Origin of the sequence: Actinomadura chokoriensis, assembly GCF_039529475.1 — a bacterium.
In the GTDB taxonomy this organism is placed as follows: Bacteria; Actinomycetota; Actinomycetes; order Streptosporangiales; family Streptosporangiaceae; genus Spirillospora; species Spirillospora bangladeshensis.
In genome coordinates this window covers 20,800-39,632 of record NZ_BAAAMW010000013.1, presented here as the reverse complement: position 1 = coordinate 39,632, position 18,833 = coordinate 20,800, and the positions used below count along the sequence as shown (strand labels likewise).

Here is an 18,833-nt window from a genome sequence, read left to right as displayed (position 1 = left end):
CTCCCGCAGGGGTCGCCGTCGCCGCGATCTGAGGTGACAATCACGGTGAGCCCCTCTCACGCCGAGGAGGTCACCTGGACCACATGAGCTCCCGTCTGACCGGTGACGAGACCGCGCTGTGGAAGGCCGCGGCCCGGGTCCTCGACGCCAACTGGACGGGGACGGCCACCGCCGCGTCGCCCGGCCTCTACCCCCACCAGTGGAGCTGGGACGCGGCGTTCATCAGCATGGGCCTCGCCCGCCACCGCCGCGACCGCGCCGAAGCCGAACTGCTCTCGCTGTTCCGCGGCCAGTGGGCCGACGGGATGCTCCCGCACATCGTCTTCAACACGAGCCTCGCCCGGCACGGGTACTTCCCCGGCCCCGAACTCTGGCGCAGCGAACTCCAGCCGGACGCGCCGCACGGCGTCCACACCTCCGGGCTCACCCAGCCGCCGCTGCACGCCCTCACCGCCCTCCGCCTCCACGAGTGCGCCACCGACCTCGACGGCAGCCGCGCGTTCCTCGCCCGCCTCTACCCGATGCTGACCGCCCAGCACCGCTACCTCGCCCGCGCCCGCGACCTCGACTCCAGCGGCCTCATCGCCATCTGCCATCCCTGGGAGTCCGGGCTCGACAACAGCCCCGCCTGGGACCGCCCCCTCGGCGCCCTGCGGCTCCCGCCGTCCTCCTACGCGCCCGCGCAGCGCCCCCGCACCCTCCCCACCGGCGAGGACTACGACCGCTACGTCCGCCTCGTCGCCCTCATGCGCGAGGCCGGCTACCAGCCCGACTACCTCCGCGAAGCGCACCCGTTCGCCGTCGAGGACCCCCTCGTCAACGCCGTCTACCTCGCCTCCACCCACGCCCTCGCCGACATCGCCGAGATCATCGGCGCCGACCCCGCCCCGCACCGCGAGCACGCCGGCCGCGTCCACCGCGCCGTCCTCGACCGCCTCTGGGACGCCGAGACCGGCTGCTTCCGCGCCCGCGACCTGCGCGACGACCGGCTCCTGCCCGTCATCACCGTCGGCTCCTTCGGCCCGCTCCTCGACCCCGACCTGCCCGCCCCCATCGTCCGCAACCTCGTCGACCTGCTGCTGTCCGCCCGCTTCGCCGGCGCCGCCGGCTACCCCGTCCCGAGCTGCGACATCCAGGCCCCCGCCTTCGACCGCGGCGGCTACTGGCGCGGCCCCACCTGGATCAGCACCAACTGGCTCGTCTGGTACGGCGCCCTCGGCCACGGCCTGCCCGTCGTCGCCGACCTGCTCTACGGCTCCACCATGCGGCTCGTCCGCCAGTCCGGCTTCCGCGAGTTCTTCGACCCCTTCGACGGGACCGGACGCGGCAGCCACGACTACGCCTGGTCCGCCGCGCTCGTCCTCGACCTCCTCGGGGCCCGCCGTGCCCCCCAGGCCGCCTGATCGCCTACCGTGAGCACATGCGCCTGCTCCGGGGCTCGCTGCCCGCCGAAGTCCGCGCCGCGCTCACCCTCGACCGCGGCGAACGCGTCCTCGCGACCGCCCCCACCCGGGGCGGATCCCACGTCATCGCCACCACCACGGCGCTGCACGTCCCGGCACCCGCGGGCGGCTTCACCCGCGTCCCGTGGGAACGCGTCGACCACGCCACCTGGAAGGACGGCTGGCTCCACGTCCACGAGACCTCCGCCGGTCCCGAGCACCACGTCCGGCTCACCGACCCCGGCTCCGTCCCCGAAACCGTCCGGGAACGCGTCACCGCCACCATCGCGGTCAGCCACCAGGTCCAGCTCCCCGGCGGCAAGGTCCGCATAGCGGCACGGCGCCCCGCCGCCGGCGGCGACGTGCGCTGGACCTTCGTCTTCGACGCGGGCCTCGACCCGTCCGACCCGGGCCTGCGCGCCCAGGCCGAACAGGCCCTAGAGGAACTGCGCCGCCAGACCGGTCTCTAGCCGGGGTACACCGTCGGCTGATCCTCGCTCTTGCCGCGCCCGGCGACCTGCTCGGGCACCCGCTCCTTCAGATGGTTCGCCTTGCCGCGCGCGGCACCGGCGAACTCCTCGCCCTTGGCCCGCAGCATCCCGGCCGCCTCCTGCACGTTCGGGTTCTCCGACACCTGCTGCGACAGCCGCTTGATCTGCTCGTACCGCTCGCGTCCGGCCTTCGTCCCGAGGACGTAGCCGATCGCGGCGCCTGCCATGAACATCATGCGGGTCTTCATGTCCAACTCCCACTGACGGCGGAATCGTGACACCCCCCATACCCGCCGACGGCGCACCCACGCGTAACGCGTGCGCGAAGACCCCCTCACATGCGCTAACCTAGTGCCGCCGACAGGGGCCGAAACGCCCCGCCGGACGCACGATCCCGCGTAGCTCAATCGGCAGAGCAGCCGGCTGTTAACCGGCAGGTTATTGGTTCGAGTCCAATCGCGGGAGCTTGACTCAACCCACGTAAGCCCAGTTCAGAGCCCTCGTCCCCGCGCGGACGGGGGCTCTGTTCGTCTCTGGGCGACCAACTGCGTGACTACGGCTCCCCGTGGCTCCCCGGGAAGAGCGGGTTCACCGAGGCCGCGCCGTCCCCGACCACCGGCCGGATCTGGTGACGGTAGATCGTCTCCGTCACTGTGCCGCAACTCCCGCGGCGTCCAGCTCTCTGGCGTCAGGATGGCGCGTGCCAAGGCGGACCCGGCGTCCATGTGGGCGCCCCCTGCACGCTGTGGACCGCGTCCAGGCTGGCCGTGGCCACCCTGGGCAGGTAGGCGCCGCGGTGCCCCGGGGCCGGCTCTACGGTGACGGGACGTTGCGGAGGTAACGGTGCCGGGCTCGTCAACGCCGCGCGTCCGACCATGGATTCACGGTCGCGGGGTACTTGCGGCACCGGGCGTCCTGGAATTCCGGTTCTTCCGTCAAGCGGGTCTTGGCTCTACCTGCGCGGCGGCACTCTCTCACGGTGTGCGGTTGGCCGGTTTGCGGCATGTCGGTAACGGTGGGCGTGTTCGATGAGATGGGCAAGATGGAGGCAGCCGGGGGTGCTTGGCGGGTCGACCTGTGAAGGTGAAGATGGACATCTTCCGCCGTATTCAGCGGTCAACTCTGCTCGTTCTGATTCTTTCGCCCGTCGGACTCCTGCTCATTGCGGTCGCGAGGCTGTTGATCGTTTCAAATTACAATCCGACGACCGCCAACGCGATTGTTTCGTCGGGCGGGTATGTGAACACGCTGCTGAGCACGGTGGTTCCACTGATACCTGCCTTTCTTCCCTATATTGCCCTGATTCTGCTCCTCTTCCGCCGAACGGCGGCCGGTGCTCTGGCGCTGACGGCGAGTGCTTTCGTCTCTCCGGCCGCGATGAGTGGATCCGCTGCGATCGCGCTCGCGAAAGATGATTGGCACTCGGTGTACAAGTGGGAAAGCGTGCGTTTCATTGTCTTGCTGCTGCTCTTCGTGGTGGCCGTCGTCCTTCTGGCCGGCAACTTGGGCCTCGGCTACAGTTCGTTCCTGAGGACGCTCGGCGCCATCATCGCCCTGGCGCTCGTCCCGTACGTTCTTCACATATATGCGGTCCCGCATGGGGACGACTTCTATGCGGAGCAGTTGAAGCGGCCATGGATGCCGCCCGAGAAGATCACCCTGGCCTCTCACGAGACGGTCATCGGCTACGCACTGCCTGGAAATGACAACTGGCTGGCCGTCTTGAGGGAGGATACCCGGGAGGTCGTCTACTATCCGGTGAGAGAGATCGCGGGACGGCAGGTGTGCCAGATGGCCGACTTCAGCTCCATGGAACCGCTGATCTCTCTATCGCATGCTTCAACTGGCGTTCCACTCTGTGCTCCAGGTCCGTGAGCAGTCGGCGGCCATGAAGATCAGATGTTGCAGAGAACGCGGAGCAGATGATGAGAGTGATTACTCCTAGCGACAGTGCCCCGCCGTCAGTAGTCCGTCATCTACTGCCGCATGAGAACCAAGTGATAACTCTGCGACAACATCCGTTCGCTCTCCTTCCGCCGGCCGCAACGCTTGTGGGAAGTTTGATCGTGGCAATCGCCACTCCGGTGATATCGCACGGTCGGCACCAGTCGGTGACCATAGTCTGGTCGCTGACGGCCCTGTTGGCAGTGGGGTTGCTGCTGGCCATTGTCCGATGGAGCAAGACTTATCTGGTCATAACGAATCAGCGATTGCTTGTATTTTCTGGGCGATCTCCCAACAACGCCAGTATCCTGCCTCTGGACGGACTCAAAGGGGTGACCGTTCACCGATCCCTGTCCGGCCGCGTGATGGGCTACGGAACCCTCGTCCACGAAGGGCGCGCGATTTATCACTTCCTTGTATTCCCCGAACAGATCAACCTTGAACTGCAAGAGTCTCTCTTCCCTCGCCCTGTCCGTGAAGAGTAGCCGGGGGCCAAGTGCGGGTATCCATCGCCACCGGCACGAACCGAGCGCCAGACCTGGCGCTCGGTGCGGCGTGGGCGATGATTCTTCGGCGCCGTGCTGGTCTGTACGTCGAAGACCGGCTCGCAGGAGGGTGGCGGCATGCGGAAACTGACCTTCGGTATGAACCTGAGCCTGGACGGCTACGTCGCCGCGCCCGGTGACGACCTCGGCTGGAGTGTGCCGAGCGACGAACTGTTCCAGTGGTGGTCCGATCGGGTGGGGGCGACGGAGCTGGCGCTGTACGGGCGCGGACTGTGGGAGACGATGAGTTCCCACTGGCCGACCGCCGACCGGCAGCCCGGGGTCACGCCGGCAGAGGCCGAGTACGCCCGGCGCTGGCGGGCCATGCCGAAGGTGGTGTTCTCCTCCACGATCGGGACGGTCGACTGGAACGCCCGCCTGGTCGGCGGGGACGCGGTCGCCGAGATCACCCGGCTCAAGGCCGAGGACGGCGGTCCCATGGACATCGGCGGCGCCACACTCGCCGCGGCGGCGATGCGGGCCGGGCTGATCGACGAGTACGTGCTGGTCACCGCGCCGGTCTTGGTGGGCGGCGGCACACCGTTCTTCACGACGCTGGACAACTGGGTGAACCTGACCCTGGTCGAGACCCGGACGTTCCCCGACGGCGTGGTCCTGACCAGGTACGAGACCAAGCGCTGATCCGCCCTTCTGAACCCGCGTGGTGGTCTCCGGCTCGTTCGTGTCCGACGAGCCCGTCGATTTGTTGCGCACTGCTTCGTCGTGGGGGATCGGTGCCTTGTCGCGCTCGGGTGCGTGCGTGGCCGCTTTTGGTCAGCATTCGTGGATTGCCGGGGTGAGTGTCTTTCCGTGGCCATGGGCGGGGTGGAGGGCGGTGACGCCGTCGCCGGAGGAGGAGCCGACGACGACACCGCCCGCGAAGCGCACCAGGCCGCCCACGCACAAGGCGGCGCCTCCGGCCGCCCCTGCCGGTGGTGATCCTGGGGGCGATGGCCCCGTGGAGCCGCGGAAGACCACTCTGTACCTGTCCAAGGACTTGAAGCCGAAGGGCGGCATGCACAACTGGCAGACCACCGGTGCGGCGAAAATGGGCGGATACTATCCGTACAGCTTGAGGATCAAAGGGACTTCGTTCACGCAGGGCGATCCGAACACCATGGCCTACGCCATCCCCGAGGGGGCGAAGGCTTTCGCCGCGACGATCGGGCTGGACGATGATTCCGATCCCGGGTCCAGTTTCAACTTCACGATGAGCCCGGGCGATACCGATGACAAGCTGACCTCCGACGACAGGCCCAAACCGGTCTACGTGCCGCTGCACGGCGAGCGGACGCTCACGCTCACCGTGGTCGGGCTCGAATTCGGCGGCCCCGCGGTGCCCTCCGTCGCGGTCGCCGTGTGGGGCAACGCCCGGTTCGTCATGTAAGGCGTCGGCGGCGCGGTGCCGTCCGTCGTCCCTCCCCGTTTCGGGCGCGTCCCCTGGGTAGATCGCCTGCGACGTGGGGAGGGGGGCTGCGGGCGGCATGCTGGCGTTGGTCGGGGTCTATGCCGTCGTGGCCGTCGGGGTGCCGTGGGCGCTGGGGCGGTACCGGCGGGTCATGGGATGTGCCGCGGCTCTTCTGCCCGCGGCGACGGCCGCCTGGGCGGCCACGCGGGTGGGGCGGGACCTGACCGGCCGGGTCGTCTGGTCGTCCGATCTGGGGCTCGTGCTCGACTTCCGGCTGGACGCGCTGGCCGTGGTGATGCTGCTGCTGGTCGGCGGTGTCGGGGCCGTCGTCCTGTGCTACGCGGGGTGGTACTTCGAGCGGTCCGAGCGGTTGATGATCGGGACGCTCGTCGCGTTCGCGGGGGCGATGACCGGGCTGGTGCTCGCCGACAACCTGCTCGTCCTGTACGTGTTCTGGGAACTCACGACGCTGAGTTCGTTCATCCTCATCGGGCACACGCGGCCCGACCGGGTGGCGGACCGGCGGGCCGCCACCCAGGCGCTCCTGACGACCACCGCGTTCGGGCTGGTCATGCTCGTCGGGTTCGTAGTGCTCGGGGAGGCAGCGGGGACGTATCGGATATCGCAGTTGGTCGCGGATCCTCCCGGCGGGGTCGCGGCGCGTGTCGGCGTGGTTCTGGTGCTCTCGGGGGCGTTCGCCAAGTCGGCGCAGATCCCGCTGCACGGGTGGTTGCCGGCGGCGATGGTCGCGCCTACGCCGGTGAGCGCCTACCTGCACGCGGCGGCGATGGTGAAGGCCGGGGTCTATCTGGTCGCCCGGCTGGCGCCGGGGTTCGCCGGGGTCGCTCCGTGGCGGCCCCTGGTCCTGGCGGTGGGCCTGCTGAGCCTGGTGGCCGCGGGCCTTGTCGCGCTGCGCCAGGACGATCTCAAGAGGCTGCTGGCGTACGGGACGATCAGCCAGCTCGGATTCCTGATGGTGCTGCTCGGGAACGGGACGCGGACGGCGGCGCTGGCCGGCGGGGCGCTGCTGCTGGCCCACGGGCTGTTCAAGGCGCCGCTGTTCCTGACGGTCGGCGCGGTCGAGCACGAGACGGGGACGCGGCGCGCGGACCACCTGTCGGGCGCCGGGTGGCGGCTGCCCGTCCTCGCGGTCGCCGCGACGGCGGCGGTCGCGTCCATGATCGGCATCCCGCCCCTCCTCGGGTTCGTGGCGAAAGAGGCCGCGTTCGAGGCGTTCGCCCACGGCGGCTGGGACGTCGCCGTCCTGGCGGGGATCGTCGCCGGGTCCGCGTTGACCGTTGCGTATGGGGCGCGGTTCCTGCACGGTGCCTTCTCCGGAACGACGGATCAGGGGCCCGACGACCCCTGGGGGCTGGTCGTCCCCGTCGTGGTGCTGTCCGTCGCCGGGTTCGCGCTGGGGCTCGTCCCCGGAGCCCTGCAGCGGCTCATCGGTCCCTACGCCGGGACGCTGCCGGCCGACGGGCCGGGCTACGAGCCGGCGATCTGGCACGGGTTCGGGCTCCCGCTGTGGATGTCGGTGATCGCGATCGTGGCGGGCGCCGGGCTGTACGGCGCGTTCGGCCGGACATTCCCCGGACGGTCCGCGCGGTGGTGGCTCCCGGACGTCCAGAAGGGCTACGACGCCGTGGTCGGCGGGACGATGGCCACCGCGCACGCGGTGACCCGGCGGCTCCAGATCGGCTCACTGCCGGTGTACCTCGGTGTGATCGCGCTGATGGTGCTGGTCGTGCCGGGGTCGGCGCTCGTGGCGGGGCTGGTCCGGGGCACCGGGCCGGGGTGGCCGGCGCCCCGGGCCTGGGGCGATCCGGCGCAGCTCGTCCTCGCCGTGATCGTGATCGCCGGTGCGCTGGGGGCGATGTGGGCGCGCGGCCGGCTGTCGGCGGTGCTGCTGCTGTCGGGCACCGGCTACGGGATGACCGGCCTGTTCGCCGTGCACGGCGCGCCCGACCTCGCGCTCACGCTCGTGGTGGTGGAGACGCTGACGCTGTTCATGCTGGTGCTGGTGCTGCGGCGGCTGCCGGAGCGGTTCCCGCCGCGGCTGCGCAAGGTGCCCGCGCGGGCGGCCACCGCCGTGATCAGCCTCGGCATGGGCGCGTTCGTCGGGCTGTTCCTGATGGTGGCGGCGCTGAGCCGGAGCTCCGCGCCGGTCGGCCCCGGCTACACCCGGCTCGCCGCGCAGGAGCACACGAAGAACGTGGTGAACCTGATCCTGGTGGACCTGCGCGCACTCGACACGCTGGGCGAGATCGCGGTGCTGGCCGCGACCGCGATGGGCGTCGCGAGCCTGGTGCTGACGGGGCCGGACGTGCGGCGCCCCGGCCGGGCGGGGGCGGGGCCGCGGAGCCGCTGGCTCGCGGCGCCGAGCCGTCCGCCGCTCGGCGGCTCCTCGGTCCTGCTGGAGGCGGTGGCGCGGCTGCTGACCCCGACGGTCCTGGTGTTCTCGGTGTACCTGTTCTTCGCCGGGCACGGCCGCCCGGGCGGCGGGTTCGTCGGCGGCCTCGTCGCGGGCATGGCGTTCGTCCTACGGTACCTGCCGGGCGGGCGGCGGGAGCTCGCCGCCGCGCTGCCCGTCCGCCCCGCGGTGCTGCTCGGCGGCGGGCTGGGGATCGCGGTCGCCACCGGTGCGGGCGGCTGGGCGTCCGGCGGGGAGTTCCTGGCCTCCCGGAAGCCGGGCGGCACCGTACCGGTGCTCGGCCGCGTCGACGTCCCCACCAACCTGCTCTTCGACGCGGGCGTCTACTTCCTGGTGCTCGGGCTGGTGCTGATGATCCTCACCACGCTCGGCGCCAGCCTGGAGGAGCCGGAGGAACCGGAGGAGTCCGAGGCCGCGGCGGAGGAGCCGTCGTGACCGGGCCCGGACTCGTCCTCGTCGTGGTGGTCGCCGTGCTGTTCGCCGCCGGGTTCGACCTGCTGATGCAGCGGTCCCTCATCCGGGTCGTGATCGGCTTCTCGCTGCTCGGGCACGGCGCCAACCTCGTCCTGCTGCTCGCCGGCGGGGCCGCGGGCACACCGCCGCTGCTCGGCGCGAAGGGGCCGGGCGCGGTGGCCGACCCGTTCCCGCAGGCCATGGTGCTCACCGCGATCGTGATCACCTTCGGGGTCACGGCGTTCCTGCTGGCCCTTGCCTACCGGAGCCGGCGGCTCCGCGGCGGGGACGAGGTCCGCGACGACGTCGAGGACCGCCGGATCTGCCGGGAGCGGGACCGCCGCGAGGCGCAGGACGCCACCCCGCTGGAGCAGGCGAACCCCGGGCCGGGGGACGGCGCATGAACGTCCTCGTCCCGCTGCCGTTCGCGCTGCCGCTGCTCGGCGCGGCGCTGGCGATGATCGCCCGGCGGCGCGGGACGTGGCTGCGGGTGCTCGGCCCGCTGGCCGCCGCGGGGGGCGTCGCGGCGAGCGCGGCGCTGCTCGCGGCCGTGGCCCGCGACGGGATCCTCGTCGTCCAGGCCGGCGGCTGGGCCGCGCCGCTCGGCATCACGCTCGTCGCCGACCGGCTGTCGGTGCTGCTGCTGGTGGTGTCCGGCACGGTGCTGCTGGCGATCATGCTGCACGCCGTGGGGGAGGGCGCCGGCGGGACGGACGGCCACGAACCCGGCGTCTTCTATCCCGCCTACCTGACGCTGACCGCCGGGGTCAGCCTCGTCTTCCTCGCCGGAGACCTGTTCAACCTGTTCGTCGCGTTCGAGGTCATGCTCGCGTCGAGCTACGTCCTCATGACGCTGACCCCGACCGGGGAGCGGGTGCGGGCCGGGATGACCTACACCGTGGTCAGCCTCACGTCCTCGATCCTCTTCCTCACCTCGCTCGGCCTCACCTACGCGGCCGCGGGCACGGTCAACCTCGCCGACCTGTCCACGCGGATGCCGGACCTGCCGGGCGCGACCCGCACGGCGCTCGGGCTGATGTTCCTCGTGGTGTTCGGCATCAAGGGCGCGATCGTGCCGATGCACATGTGGCTGCCCGACAGCTACCCCGTCGCGCTCACGAAGATCACCGCGGTGTTCGCGGCGCTGCTGACGAAGGCCGCCGTGTACTCGCTCATCCGCGTCGAGACGCTGGTGTTCCCGCGCGAGCACGGCTCCTGGGTGATGCTGGTGCTCGCCGCCGGGACGATCGTCATCGGGACCCTCGGCGCGCTGACGCACGACGACATCCACCGCGTGTTCTCGTTCATCCTCGTCGGGCACATCGGCTACATGCTGTTCGGCCTCGCGCTGTTCGACGTCGCGGGGCTCACCGGCGCGATCCTCTACCTCGTCCACCACATCGTCGTGCAGGCGACGCTCTTCCTGGTCAGCGACCTGATCCAGGGCCATACGGGGGAGACGTCGCTGCACCGGCTCGGCGGCCTCGCGGGCCTGTCGGCGTTCATCTCCGTGCTGTTCTTCATCCCCGCGATGAGCGTGAGCGGCGTGCCGCCGACATCGGGGTTCGTCGCCAAGCTCGCGCTGTTCCAGGCGGGCGTGGCTTCGGGGGGCGTCCTGGCGTACGCCGTGACGGGCGTGGCGGTGGTGGGGAGCGTCCTCACCCTCATGGCGATGAGCCGGATCTGGACGCTCGGGTTCTGGCGCACCCGCCCGGAGGACGCGCGGGAGCCGCCGAAGTCCGAGTCGTACACGCGCGGGGGTGTGCGGCTCATGCAGTCGGTGACGGCGGTACTGGTCGTCGCCGGGCTCCTCATCGCCGCGCTCGCCGGGCCGCTCGCGTCCTGGAGCAGGCACGCCGCGAGCGACCTCGTCAGCGGCGACGACTACCGGCACGCCGTCCTGGACGGAGGGACACCATGAGCACGAGCGTCCGCGGCACCGTCGCGCGGGTGGGCATGGGCGTGTGGCTCTTCGCGGTCTGGCTGCTCCTGTGGGGACGGGCCGACGCCCTCGTCGTGGTCGGCGGCGTCATCGTGGTCGCCGCCGCCTACTGGGTGAGCCGGCTGCCCGCCGTCCCGACGCTCCGGCGGGTACGGCCGCTCTGGCTGGTGCTGGCGGCGCTGGAGTTCGCCTGGGACCTGCTGCTGTCCAGCCTGGTCATCGCCCGGCACGCCCTCTACAGGCCGCGCGAGGTGAAGGGCGCGATCGTCGAGGTGGACGCGCGGACCCGCTCCGAGCTCATCCTGCTGGCCGTCACGACGAGCATCTCGCTGCGCCCCGGCACGCTGCTGGTCGACCTCGACTGGGACCGGCACGTGCTGCACATCCACGCCATGCCGGTCAGGTCCCCGAAGGAGGCGGACGCCGCGCGGGACGGCGTGCTGCGCACCGAGCACCGGCTGATGCGCGCCCTCGTGGCCTCCGAGGACGCGGCGGAACGAGACCCATCCACAAGGGAGGACCGATGAGCGTCGTCTACTCCGCGGCCATGGCGCTGCTGGGCGCCGCGTTCCTGATGACCGCCGCCCGCCTCGTCCGCGGGCCCTCCACGTTCGACCGCGTCATGGCCGGGGACATCCTCGCGGTCCTGCTGGTGAGCGGCATCGCGGTCCACGCGGCCGTCCACAAGGAGACGGCGAACGCGACGATCCTCGTCGCGGTCGCGCTGATGGGCTTCGTGGGGTCGGTCAGCGCCGCGCACCTGGCGGCGGCGCGGGCGGAGCGGCGGGAGCGGGAGGGGCGGGCGTGAGCGCCGCCGACGCCGTCACCGCCGTGCTGCTGCTCGCCGGGTCGGGGTTCAGCGCGGTCGGCGCGCTCGGCATGCTCCGGTTCCCCGACCTGCTCACCCGGCTGCACGCGGCGACGAAGCCGCAGACGATCGGGCTGCTGCTCGTCCTCGCCGGGGTGGCACCGCAGACCGGCTCGGTCGCCGCCGCCACCCCGCTGCTGCTGGTCGCCGCGTTCCAGCTGATCACGGCGCCGGTCACCGCCCAGACCATCGGCGGCGCCGCCTACCGCGCCGGCGTCATCGACCCCGCGACCCTCGCCCTCGACGAGTCCGCCCGCGACTCCTGAGCCGCGGGCCGTTCCCGGGGGGCGGCGGGCACCCGCCCCTGCGGGGTGCCCGGAGCGGGCTCAGGACCGCGCGCCGCGGTTGAGCATGCCGGCGCAGCCCCAGCCGAGGCCGATGACGACGGCGCCGGCGGCGGCGAAGACTCCGACGCCCGGCACGTCCAGGACGGTGAGGAGCGCGATCGCGAGCCCGTAGAGCACGGTGAGGGCGAAGAGGGCCTGCCGGGCGATGGTCTTGTTCATGTGCTCGATCTTGTCGCGGCCCGGAGCCCAGTAGTATCCACCGGTCGGTGGACAGCGGGCGGGCGGGGAACCGGAGGGTGCGGCATGGCCGGGGAGCCGGTGGCGCGGGCGGAGAACGTCTGGCGGCGCTCGTATCCGTTCTGGGACGCCTACTTCGCGATGGTGCTGGTCGGGACCATCGCCGCGACGACCGCCGACGAGGTGGCGCCGGCGCGGCGGTCGGCGGCGATCGCGCTGCTCGTCCTGCTGAGCGTGGCGTACGTGGCGATCGGGCGGAGGGCGCTCCGGTCGCAGGAGCTGCCCCGGCCCGGGTGCAAGATCTACGCGGTCGCGCTGATCTGCATGTTCGTGCCCGCGACGGTGCTCGCGCCGGTGACCGCGACGGCCCTCGCCGCGCTGGCGCCGCAGGTCTACATGATGTACGGGGCGGGGCGCGGGTTCGCGCTGATGCTCGTCATGCTGTCCGGGCCGGTCGGGCTGGGGCTCGCGGAGTCCGGGGCGGGCACGGCGGTGACGGTCGTCATCGTGGCGGCGGGCATCGCGTGCAGCGGGCTGCTCGCGGTGTTCATCGGCCGGATGGGCCACCAGAACCACGAGCGCAAGCGCCTCATCGAGGAGCTGGACCGGACGCGCGGCGAACTGGCCGAGGTCAGCCGCGAGGCGGGCGTGCTCGCCGAGCGCGAGCGGCTGGCCCGCGACATCCACGACACGATCGCGCAGGGGTTCACGTCGATCGCGATGCTGCTGCAGGCGGCGGAGGCCGAGGTCGGGCCGAACCGGCACCTGGAGCTGGCCCTGCGGTCGGCGCGCGAGAACCTGGCCGAGACGCGGGGCCTGGTCGCGGCGCTGGCGCCGCCCGCGCTGGACGGCAGCTCCCTGGTGGAGGCGCTGCGCCGGATGGCCCGCGACTTCGACCTGCCCGCCGAGTTCGCGGTCGAGGGCGAGCCGCGCCCGCTGGACGCCGTGGAGGTCGTCCTGCTGCGGGTGACGCAGGAGGCGCTCGCGAACGTCCGCAAGCACGCCGGGGCGACGGAGGTGAAGGTGCGCCTGGAGTACGGGGACGCCGTGCGGCTGACGGTCGCCGACGACGGGCGCGGGTTCGCGCCGGACGCGGTCGAGCGCGGGTTCGGGCTGCGCGGCATGCGGAGCCGGGTCGAGCAGGCCGGCGGGACGTTCGCCGTCTCCGGCGGCGACGGGACCGTGGTCGAGGCGGTGATCCCGTGCTCCGCGTGATGATCGTGGACGACCACCCGATCGTCCGGGAGGGGCTGCGCGGGATGCTCGCCGCCGAGCCGGACATCGAGGTGGCGGGCGAGGCCGCGTCCGGGGACGAGGCCGTCGCGCTGGTGCCCCGCATCGCCCCGGACGTCGTCCTGATGGACCTGCGGATGCCGTCCGGCGACGGGGTGAGCGCGATCGAGCGCCTGCCCGGCCACCGGATCCTCGTCCTGACGACGTTCCAGGACGACGCCGACATCGTCCGCGCGATCGAGGCCGGCGCCGCCGGCTACCTGCTGAAGGACGCGTCGCGCGCCGTGCTCGCCGCGGCCGTCCGGGACGCCGCGGCGGGCCGGCGCGTCCTGTCGCCCGAGGTGTCGGCGCGCCTCGCCGCCGTCGACGAGACCCCCGCGCCGCCCGTCCTGTCCACGCGCGAGGCGGAGGTGCTCGCCCTCGTCGCCGAGGGCCTCACCAACGCCCAGATCGGCGAGCGCCTCTACATCGGCCAGGCGACGGTGAAGACGCACCTGCTGCGCATCTTCACCAAACTGGGCGTCTCCGACCGCACCGCCGCCGTCGTGGCCGCCCTCCAGCACGGCCTCATCCCCGCCCCCTGACTCACTCCTCGGTGGCGGGGCTGCCGCCCGCCTCGAACTCGGCGAGGAGGTCCTCCTCGGTGGCGCCGCGGCGCCAGTAGCCGGTGAAGGCGACGGCGCGGCGGTCGAGGCCGCGCTCCTTCACCAGGTGCCGGCGCAGGGCCTTGACCGCGCTGGACTCGCCGGCGATCCACGCGTAGGCGCCGTCCGGGACGTTCGCGTCGCGGACGGCGTCCACGAGGGTGCCGGGGGAGACCCAGGCGACCTCCGTGTCGGCGGCGGTGGGCAGGTCGCGGCGGTCCTCGGGGTGCGGGACGTCGATGAAGACCTGCGCGGACGTCCCGGCGGGCAGCCAGGCGAGGTTCCCCGCGATGGCGGGCAGCGCGGTCAGGTCGCCCGCGATCACGACCGGGGCGCCGGGCGGCGGGCGGAAGTCGTAGCCGCCGTTGTCCGGGCCCGTTGGGGCGAGGATCGTGACGCGGTCGCCCTCGGCGGCCGCCGACGCCCACCGCGACGCCGGCCCGGACGTGCCGTTGCCGTGCAGCGCGAAGTCGACGTCCAGTTCGCCGGGGCGGTGGTCGCAGACGGTGTAGGAGCGCATGATGCCGCGCTCGGCCGGGTCCAGCGCGCGCCAGTCGTTGAACCAGGTGGCGCCGTCGCTGTTCTCCGGCATGACCGGCGCGTCCTGGTGCGGGTGCGGGAGGAACAGCTTGAAGCGCTGGTCGCGCCCGGCGGTCGCGAAGCCGTCCAGGGACGTCCCGCCCAGGGTGATCCGGGCCATGGACGGCCCGAGCCGCTCCGAGCGGACGACGTGCACGTCGAAGAAGGCGTAGGGGTGGGCCGGAGTCGTCATCGCGCTGCCTTTCAGCTCGTCTTCTTCGCGGAGTCGAGGGCGGTGGCGAGGGCTTCGAGGAGCGGCGCGCAGCCCTCGTAGGAGAAGCGCGGCTCCGCGTTCCACGGGATGACCTGGCCGGCCTTCACCGCGGGGAGGTCCTTCCAGGACGGCTTGGACTCCAGGTCCTTCGGCTGCAGGGCCTGCGTGCGGGAGTCGAGCATGATGAGGTCGGCCTTGTACTTGTCGGCGTTCTCCCAGCTCAGGCTCTCGAAGTAGTCGTCCTTGCCCAGCTTGTCCGGGACGATCAGGTCGACGCCCAGCTCCTTGTAGTAGATGAGGTCGGTGTTCTTGGCCGGGCTGGAGGCGTAGAACAGGTCGGGGCTCCCGGACGCGGCGAGCACCTTCAGGCCCGGCTTGGCCTTCGCCGCCGCGCGCACGGCCTCGGCGGCCTTCTCGAACCGGGCCTTGGCGGCGGTGACCTTCGCCGCCTTCAGGTCGGCGCCGAGGGCGGCGGCGAGCGCGGCGGTCCGCTCGATCGGCTTCGGCAGCGGGACCGAGCCCGCGGCGATGGCGACGCTCGGCGCCAGCGCGTAGATCTTGTCCTTGCTCTCCGCGGGGACGTAGAACAGGTCGCCCGGGATGAACATGTTGTCGACGAGCAGGTCGGGGCGGAGCGCGGCGTACTTCTCGATGTTGAACTCGCCGAACGCGTTGCCGATGATCTCCAGCCGGCCGACGGGCAGGTTCCCGGCCTGCGGGTCGGGCTTGCCGTCCTTCAGCTTCGTCGGGCCGAACACGCCGACGATCTGCTCGTCGATGCCGAAGTCGTAGAGGGCGGCGGCGGTCGCGGAGTAGCCCACGATCCGCTGCGGGCGCTTCTTGAGGCCGACCTTCGTGCCGCGGTCGTCGGTGAACGTCCAGGCGCCGCCGCCGGGGGAGGCGGTGCCGCCCGGACCGTCGTCGCCGCCGCACGCGCTGATCAGCGCGCCGAGGGCGAAGGCGCCGCCGGCGCCCAGGACGGCACGGCGGGTGAGGGGGCGAGCACCGGTATGCGACATGCGAACTTTCTCCTGAATCAACTACGGTGGCCGGATAGTGGGCCGATGGTGACTTAGGTTAACCTAACCTAAGATCTTGTCCAGAGGAGGCCCGCCCGGTGCTGTCGACCACGCCGCGCCCGCTCGCCGAGCGGCCGGCCGCACCCCCCGGTCGCGCATGGCGGGCGGCCGGACTGTGCGGCGGAGTCCTGTTCCTGCTCGCCACCGCCGCGCTCAGCCTCGCCGTCGGCGCGAAGCCGCTGTCGCTCGGGCAGGCGTGGGACGGGCTCGTCGACCCCGGCTCGGCCGCGTACACGCTCGTCCACGAGATGCGCCTGCCGCGCACGCTGCTCGGCCTGCTCGCCGGGACGGCGCTCGGGCTGGCCGGCGCGGTGATGCAGGCGCTCACCCGCAACCCGCTCGCCGACCCCGGCATCCTCGGCATCAACGCGGGCGCCGCGGCCGCCGTCGTGTCGGCGATCTCGTTCCTCGGGATCACCTCGTTCACCGGCTTCGTGTGGTTCGCGTTCGCGGGCGCCGGCGCGGTCGCCGTGCTGCTCTACGCGGTCGGCGGCGGGCGCGGCGCCACCCCGGCGCGGCTCGCTCTCGCGGGGGCCGCGCTGAACGCCGCGCTGTACTCCTACGTGAACGCGGTGCAGCTCCTCGACACCGCGTCCCTGGACCGGATGCGCTTCTGGACGGTCGGCTCCCTCGCCGCCGCGCAGGACTACACCGTCGTCCGGGTCGCCCCGTTCGTCGCGGTGGGCCTCGTGCTCGCGCTCCTGCTCGCCCGCCCGCTGAACGCGATGGCGATGGGCGAGGACGCCGCCCGCGCGCTCGGCGCCGACCCCCGCCGCGCCCGGATCGCCGCGATCGCCGCGGTCACCCTGCTGTGCGGCGCGGCGACGGCCGCCTGCGGGCCGATCATCTTCGTCGGGCTGATGGTGCCGCACCTCGTCCGCGCGCTGACCGGCCCCGACCTGCGCCGGCTGCTGCCGTACTGCGCGATCCTGTCGCCCGCGCTGATGCTGGCGGCGGACGTCCTCGGGCGCGTCGCCGCCCGCCCGTCGGAGGTCCAGGTCGGCATCGTGATGGTCATCGCGGGCGGGCCGGTGTTCCTGTACTTCGTCCGGCGCCCGAGGAAGGGCCTCTCATGAGCGAAGCGAACCGGGGGGTGTGGGGGGTCGTCCCCCCACGAGGAGCACAGCCATGAGCCGCGGGCCGCACTTCGCCGTCGTCCGGACGCCCGCCGGGGCGTCGTTCCGGTTCCGCCCGCGCGCGTTCGCCGTCGCCGCGCTCTGCCTGGCGGCGGCGCTCGGGACGGGCGTCCTGCTCATCGGCAGCGGCGACTTCCCGATGAGCCCCGCCGACGTCGTCCGCACCCTGCTCGGGCGGGGCACGCCCGCCGACTCGCTGATCGTCAACGAGATCCGGCTGCCGCGGGTGGCGGCCGGGCTCGCCGTCGGCGCCGCGCTCGGACTGGCGGGCGCGGTCTTCCAGTCGCTCACCCGCAACCCGCTCGGCAGCCCGGACATCCTGGGGTTCACCCAGGGCGCGGCGAGCGGCGTCCTCGCGGTGATCGTGCTGACCGGCGGCGGCACCGCCGCGGTCGCGGCCGGCGCGGCGGGCGGCGGCCTGCTCACCGGCCTGGTCGTGTTCGCCGTCGCGGGACGGCACGGCGCGCACGGGCAGCGGCTCGTCCTCGTCGGCATCGGCGTGGCGGCGATCCTCACCGGCGTGAACGGCTACCTGCTCACCCAGGCGCAGATCACCGAGGCGGCCCGCGCCGTGCTGTGGCTGACCGGCAGCCTCGACGGCCGCGACTGGGCCGACACCGCGCCCGTGCTCGCGGCGCTCGCCGTCCTCGGGCCCCTGGTCATGGTGGGCTGCGGGCGGGCGCTGCGGATGCTGGAGATGGGCGACGACGCCGCGCACGGCCTCGGCGTCCCGATCGAGCGGGTCCGGCTGGTCATGCTGGCCGCGGGCGTGCTGCTCACCTCGCTCGCCGCGGCGGCGGCCGGGCCGGTCGCGTTCGTCGCGCTGACCGCGCCGCAGCTCGCCCGCCGCCTCACCCGCACGACCGGCCCCAACCTGCTGCCCGCGACGTGCATGGGCGCGGCGCTGCTGGTGGCCGCCGACTGGGTCGCGCAGCACGCCTTCCCGGGGCACCAGCTCCCGGTGGGCGTCGTGACCGGCCTCCTCGGCGGCGGGTACCTGGTCTGGCTCCTCGTGACCGAACGCAAGACGGGACGGATCTGATGGACGAGAAAGCACGCCTCACCGGGACGGGCCTCACCCTCGCCTACGACAAGCGCACCATCGCCGAGGACCTCGACGTCGCCGTGCCGGACGGGTCGTTCACGGTCATCGTGGGCCCGAACGCGTGCGGCAAGTCGACGCTGCTGCGGGCGCTCGCCCGGATCCTGAGGCCGGCGGCCGGGACGGTCGTGCTCGACGGCCGGCCCATCGCCGGCTGGCCCGCCAAGAAGCTCGCCCGGACGCTCGGCCTGCTGCCGCAGTCGTCCATCGCGCCGGAGGGCATCACGGTCGCCGACCTGGTGTCGCGGGGCCGGTACCCGCACCAGAGCCTGCTGCGGCAGTGGTCGCGGGAGGACGAGCGGGTCGTCGCCGAGTCGATGGCCGCGACCCGCGTCCAGGACCTCGCCGAGCGGCACGTGGACGAGCTGTCGGGCGGCCAGCGGCAGCGCGTGTGGATCGCGATGGCGCTCGCCCAGCAGACCCCGCTGCTCCTGCTGGACGAGCCGACGACCTACCTCGACATCGCCCACCAGATCGAGGTCCTCGACCTGTGCGCGCGGCTGCACGAGGAGGGCCGCACGGTCGTCGCCGTCCTGCACGACCTGAACCACGCCGCCCGGTACGCCACGCACCTGGTCGCCATGCGGGACGGCCGGATCGTCGCGGCGGGCGACCCGGCCTCGGTGGTCACGTCGGAGCTGGTCGAGGAGGTGTTCCGGCTGCCGTGCCGGGTGATCGACTGCCCGGAGACCGGGACGCCGCTGGTGATCCCGGCCGCGCGCGGCCGGGTCCCCGCCCTCCGCTGACCGCGAATTAGTTGTAGGCTTATAACGTTTGTACGCCTACAACGATTGG

At 72.5% G+C, this 18,833-nt stretch carries 21 protein-coding genes and 1 tRNA gene; 18 read left to right on the top strand and 4 right to left on the bottom strand.

Features of this window, described 5'->3' with window-relative positions:
* Positions 1-83 precede the first annotated feature (83 nt).
* Complete coding sequence (locus tag ABFX46_RS25885; RefSeq protein ID WP_346045964.1) at positions 84-1,403, top strand: MGH1-like glycoside hydrolase domain-containing protein; 1,320 nt, start codon at positions 84-86, stop codon at positions 1,401-1,403.
* A gap of 17 nt (positions 1,404-1,420) precedes the next feature.
* Positions 1,421-1,912 carry a hypothetical protein gene (locus ABFX46_RS25880; protein ID WP_346045962.1) on the top strand — a complete coding sequence of 164 codons (492 nt, stop codon included), beginning with the start codon at positions 1,421-1,423 and terminating at the stop codon, positions 1,910-1,912.
* Here ABFX46_RS25880 and ABFX46_RS25875 read toward each other — a convergent pair.
* Complete coding sequence (locus ABFX46_RS25875) at positions 1,909-2,181, bottom strand: YtxH domain-containing protein (RefSeq protein WP_346045960.1); 273 nt, start codon at positions 2,179-2,181, stop codon at positions 1,909-1,911. The two genes, ABFX46_RS25880 and ABFX46_RS25875, sit on opposite strands and share 4 nt — an antisense overlap.
* Before the next feature lie 144 nt (positions 2,182-2,325).
* Between ABFX46_RS25875 and ABFX46_RS25870 the strand changes: the two genes are divergently transcribed.
* The 11 genes from ABFX46_RS25870 (at position 2,326) to mnhG (ending at position 11,793) form a co-directional block, all read left to right on the top strand.
* Positions 2,326-2,398: transfer RNA gene (locus ABFX46_RS25870), tRNA-Asn, on the top strand.
* A 624-nt stretch (positions 2,399-3,022) separates the two neighbouring features.
* On the top strand, positions 3,023-3,808 hold the full coding sequence (locus ABFX46_RS25865; RefSeq protein WP_346045959.1) for a hypothetical protein: 786 nt from the start codon (positions 3,023-3,025) through the stop codon (positions 3,806-3,808).
* A gap of 191 nt (positions 3,809-3,999) precedes the next feature.
* Positions 4,000-4,362 carry a hypothetical protein gene (locus tag ABFX46_RS25860; RefSeq protein ID WP_346045957.1) on the top strand — a complete coding sequence of 121 codons (363 nt, stop codon included), beginning with the start codon at positions 4,000-4,002 and terminating at the stop codon, positions 4,360-4,362.
* A 138-nt stretch (positions 4,363-4,500) separates the two neighbouring features.
* Entirely contained in the window at positions 4,501-5,064 is a 564-nt protein-coding gene (locus ABFX46_RS25855; RefSeq protein WP_346045955.1) for a dihydrofolate reductase family protein, read from the top strand.
* 19 nt (positions 5,065-5,083) lie between these two features.
* The gene (locus tag ABFX46_RS25850) at positions 5,084-5,809 is read left to right on the top strand and encodes an NPCBM/NEW2 domain-containing protein (RefSeq protein ID WP_346045953.1); all 726 of its coding nucleotides are present in this window, start codon (positions 5,084-5,086) and stop codon (positions 5,807-5,809) included.
* A gap of 97 nt (positions 5,810-5,906) precedes the next feature.
* A complete protein-coding gene (gene mbhE / locus ABFX46_RS25845) occupies positions 5,907-8,699 on the top strand; it encodes a hydrogen gas-evolving membrane-bound hydrogenase subunit E (protein ID WP_346045951.1) in 2,793 nt (930 codons plus the stop codon).
* A complete protein-coding gene (locus ABFX46_RS25840) occupies positions 8,696-9,121 on the top strand; it encodes a Na(+)/H(+) antiporter subunit C (RefSeq protein WP_346045949.1) in 426 nt (141 codons plus the stop codon). The genes mbhE and ABFX46_RS25840 overlap by 4 nt, the downstream gene beginning before the upstream one ends.
* Entirely contained in the window at positions 9,118-10,638 is a 1,521-nt protein-coding gene (locus ABFX46_RS25835) for a Na+/H+ antiporter subunit D (RefSeq protein ID WP_346045947.1), read from the top strand. Before ABFX46_RS25840 ends, ABFX46_RS25835 begins: the two co-directional genes overlap by 4 nt.
* Positions 10,635-11,186 carry a Na+/H+ antiporter subunit E gene (locus tag ABFX46_RS25830; RefSeq protein ID WP_346045945.1) on the top strand — a complete coding sequence of 184 codons (552 nt, stop codon included), beginning with the start codon at positions 10,635-10,637 and terminating at the stop codon, positions 11,184-11,186. Before ABFX46_RS25835 ends, ABFX46_RS25830 begins: the two co-directional genes overlap by 4 nt.
* Entirely contained in the window at positions 11,183-11,467 is a 285-nt protein-coding gene (locus ABFX46_RS25825; protein ID WP_346045944.1) for an MrpF/PhaF family protein, read from the top strand. The genes ABFX46_RS25830 and ABFX46_RS25825 overlap by 4 nt, the downstream gene beginning before the upstream one ends.
* Complete coding sequence (mnhG, locus tag ABFX46_RS25820) at positions 11,464-11,793, top strand: monovalent cation/H(+) antiporter subunit G (RefSeq protein WP_346045942.1); 330 nt, start codon at positions 11,464-11,466, stop codon at positions 11,791-11,793. Before ABFX46_RS25825 ends, mnhG begins: the two co-directional genes overlap by 4 nt.
* Before the next feature lie 60 nt (positions 11,794-11,853).
* On the opposite strand, the gene ABFX46_RS25815 is transcribed toward mnhG, so the two are convergent.
* Positions 11,854-12,033: a hypothetical protein gene (locus ABFX46_RS25815; RefSeq protein ID WP_346045940.1), complete on the bottom strand. Its 180-nt coding sequence runs from the start codon at positions 12,031-12,033 to the stop codon at positions 11,854-11,856.
* Between the two features lie 84 nt (positions 12,034-12,117).
* On the opposite strand from ABFX46_RS25815, the gene ABFX46_RS25810 reads away from it, so the two are divergent.
* Both ABFX46_RS25810 and ABFX46_RS25805 read left to right on the top strand, forming a co-directional pair.
* Positions 12,118-13,266 carry a sensor histidine kinase gene (locus ABFX46_RS25810; protein ID WP_346045938.1) on the top strand — a complete coding sequence of 383 codons (1,149 nt, stop codon included), beginning with the start codon at positions 12,118-12,120 and terminating at the stop codon, positions 13,264-13,266.
* A complete protein-coding gene (locus tag ABFX46_RS25805) occupies positions 13,254-13,868 on the top strand; it encodes a response regulator transcription factor (protein ID WP_346045936.1) in 615 nt (204 codons plus the stop codon). Before ABFX46_RS25810 ends, ABFX46_RS25805 begins: the two co-directional genes overlap by 13 nt.
* A gap of 1 nt (position 13,869) precedes the next feature.
* On the opposite strand, the gene ABFX46_RS25800 is transcribed toward ABFX46_RS25805, so the two are convergent.
* Together ABFX46_RS25800 and ABFX46_RS25795 are read right to left on the bottom strand one after the other, a co-directional pair.
* On the bottom strand, positions 13,870-14,700 hold the full coding sequence (locus ABFX46_RS25800) for a siderophore-interacting protein (RefSeq protein ID WP_346045934.1): 831 nt from the start codon (positions 14,698-14,700) through the stop codon (positions 13,870-13,872).
* A gap of 11 nt (positions 14,701-14,711) precedes the next feature.
* Complete coding sequence (locus ABFX46_RS25795) at positions 14,712-15,740, bottom strand: ABC transporter substrate-binding protein (protein WP_346045932.1); 1,029 nt, start codon at positions 15,738-15,740, stop codon at positions 14,712-14,714.
* A gap of 98 nt (positions 15,741-15,838) precedes the next feature.
* On the opposite strand from ABFX46_RS25795, the gene ABFX46_RS25790 reads away from it, so the two are divergent.
* From ABFX46_RS25790 to ABFX46_RS25780, 3 genes are read left to right on the top strand one after another with little or no spacing between them, the layout of a single operon-like run.
* The gene (locus ABFX46_RS25790; protein WP_346045931.1) at positions 15,839-16,876 is read left to right on the top strand and encodes a FecCD family ABC transporter permease; all 1,038 of its coding nucleotides are present in this window, start codon (positions 15,839-15,841) and stop codon (positions 16,874-16,876) included.
* Between the two features lie 52 nt (positions 16,877-16,928).
* Positions 16,929-17,978 (top strand): FecCD family ABC transporter permease, encoded by a 1,050-nt coding sequence (locus tag ABFX46_RS25785; protein ID WP_346045930.1) that lies wholly within the window; start codon positions 16,929-16,931, stop codon positions 17,976-17,978.
* Complete coding sequence (locus ABFX46_RS25780) at positions 17,978-18,784, top strand: ABC transporter ATP-binding protein (protein ID WP_346045929.1); 807 nt, start codon at positions 17,978-17,980, stop codon at positions 18,782-18,784. Before ABFX46_RS25785 ends, ABFX46_RS25780 begins: the two co-directional genes overlap by 1 nt.
* The last annotated feature ends 49 nt before the right edge of the window (positions 18,785-18,833 follow it).

Coding starts and splice junctions, on each gene's coding strand:
- ABFX46_RS25875 (WP_346045960.1), bottom strand. CDS start 2,181: ATGAAGACCCGCATGATGTTCATGGCAGGCGCCGCGATCGGCTACGTC.
- ABFX46_RS25855 (WP_346045955.1), top strand. CDS start 4,501: ATGCGGAAACTGACCTTCGGTATGAACCTGAGCCTGGACGGCTACGTC.
- ABFX46_RS25795 (WP_346045932.1), bottom strand. CDS start 15,740: ATGTCGCATACCGGTGCTCGCCCCCTCACCCGCCGTGCCGTCCTGGGC.
- ABFX46_RS25885 (WP_346045964.1), top strand. CDS start 84: ATGAGCTCCCGTCTGACCGGTGACGAGACCGCGCTGTGGAAGGCCGCG.
- ABFX46_RS25835 (WP_346045947.1), top strand. CDS start 9,118: ATGAACGTCCTCGTCCCGCTGCCGTTCGCGCTGCCGCTGCTCGGCGCG.
- mbhE (WP_346045951.1), top strand. CDS start 5,907: ATGCTGGCGTTGGTCGGGGTCTATGCCGTCGTGGCCGTCGGGGTGCCG.
- ABFX46_RS25815 (WP_346045940.1), bottom strand. CDS start 12,033: ATGAACAAGACCATCGCCCGGCAGGCCCTCTTCGCCCTCACCGTGCTC.
- ABFX46_RS25830 (WP_346045945.1), top strand. CDS start 10,635: ATGAGCACGAGCGTCCGCGGCACCGTCGCGCGGGTGGGCATGGGCGTG.
- ABFX46_RS25800 (WP_346045934.1), bottom strand. CDS start 14,700: ATGACGACTCCGGCCCACCCCTACGCCTTCTTCGACGTGCACGTCGTC.
- ABFX46_RS25785 (WP_346045930.1), top strand. CDS start 16,929: ATGAGCCGCGGGCCGCACTTCGCCGTCGTCCGGACGCCCGCCGGGGCG.
- ABFX46_RS25865 (WP_346045959.1), top strand. CDS start 3,023: ATGGACATCTTCCGCCGTATTCAGCGGTCAACTCTGCTCGTTCTGATT.
- ABFX46_RS25825 (WP_346045944.1), top strand. CDS start 11,183: ATGAGCGTCGTCTACTCCGCGGCCATGGCGCTGCTGGGCGCCGCGTTC.
- ABFX46_RS25780 (WP_346045929.1), top strand. CDS start 17,978: ATGGACGAGAAAGCACGCCTCACCGGGACGGGCCTCACCCTCGCCTAC.
- ABFX46_RS25880 (WP_346045962.1), top strand. CDS start 1,421: ATGCGCCTGCTCCGGGGCTCGCTGCCCGCCGAAGTCCGCGCCGCGCTC.
- ABFX46_RS25810 (WP_346045938.1), top strand. CDS start 12,118: ATGGCCGGGGAGCCGGTGGCGCGGGCGGAGAACGTCTGGCGGCGCTCG.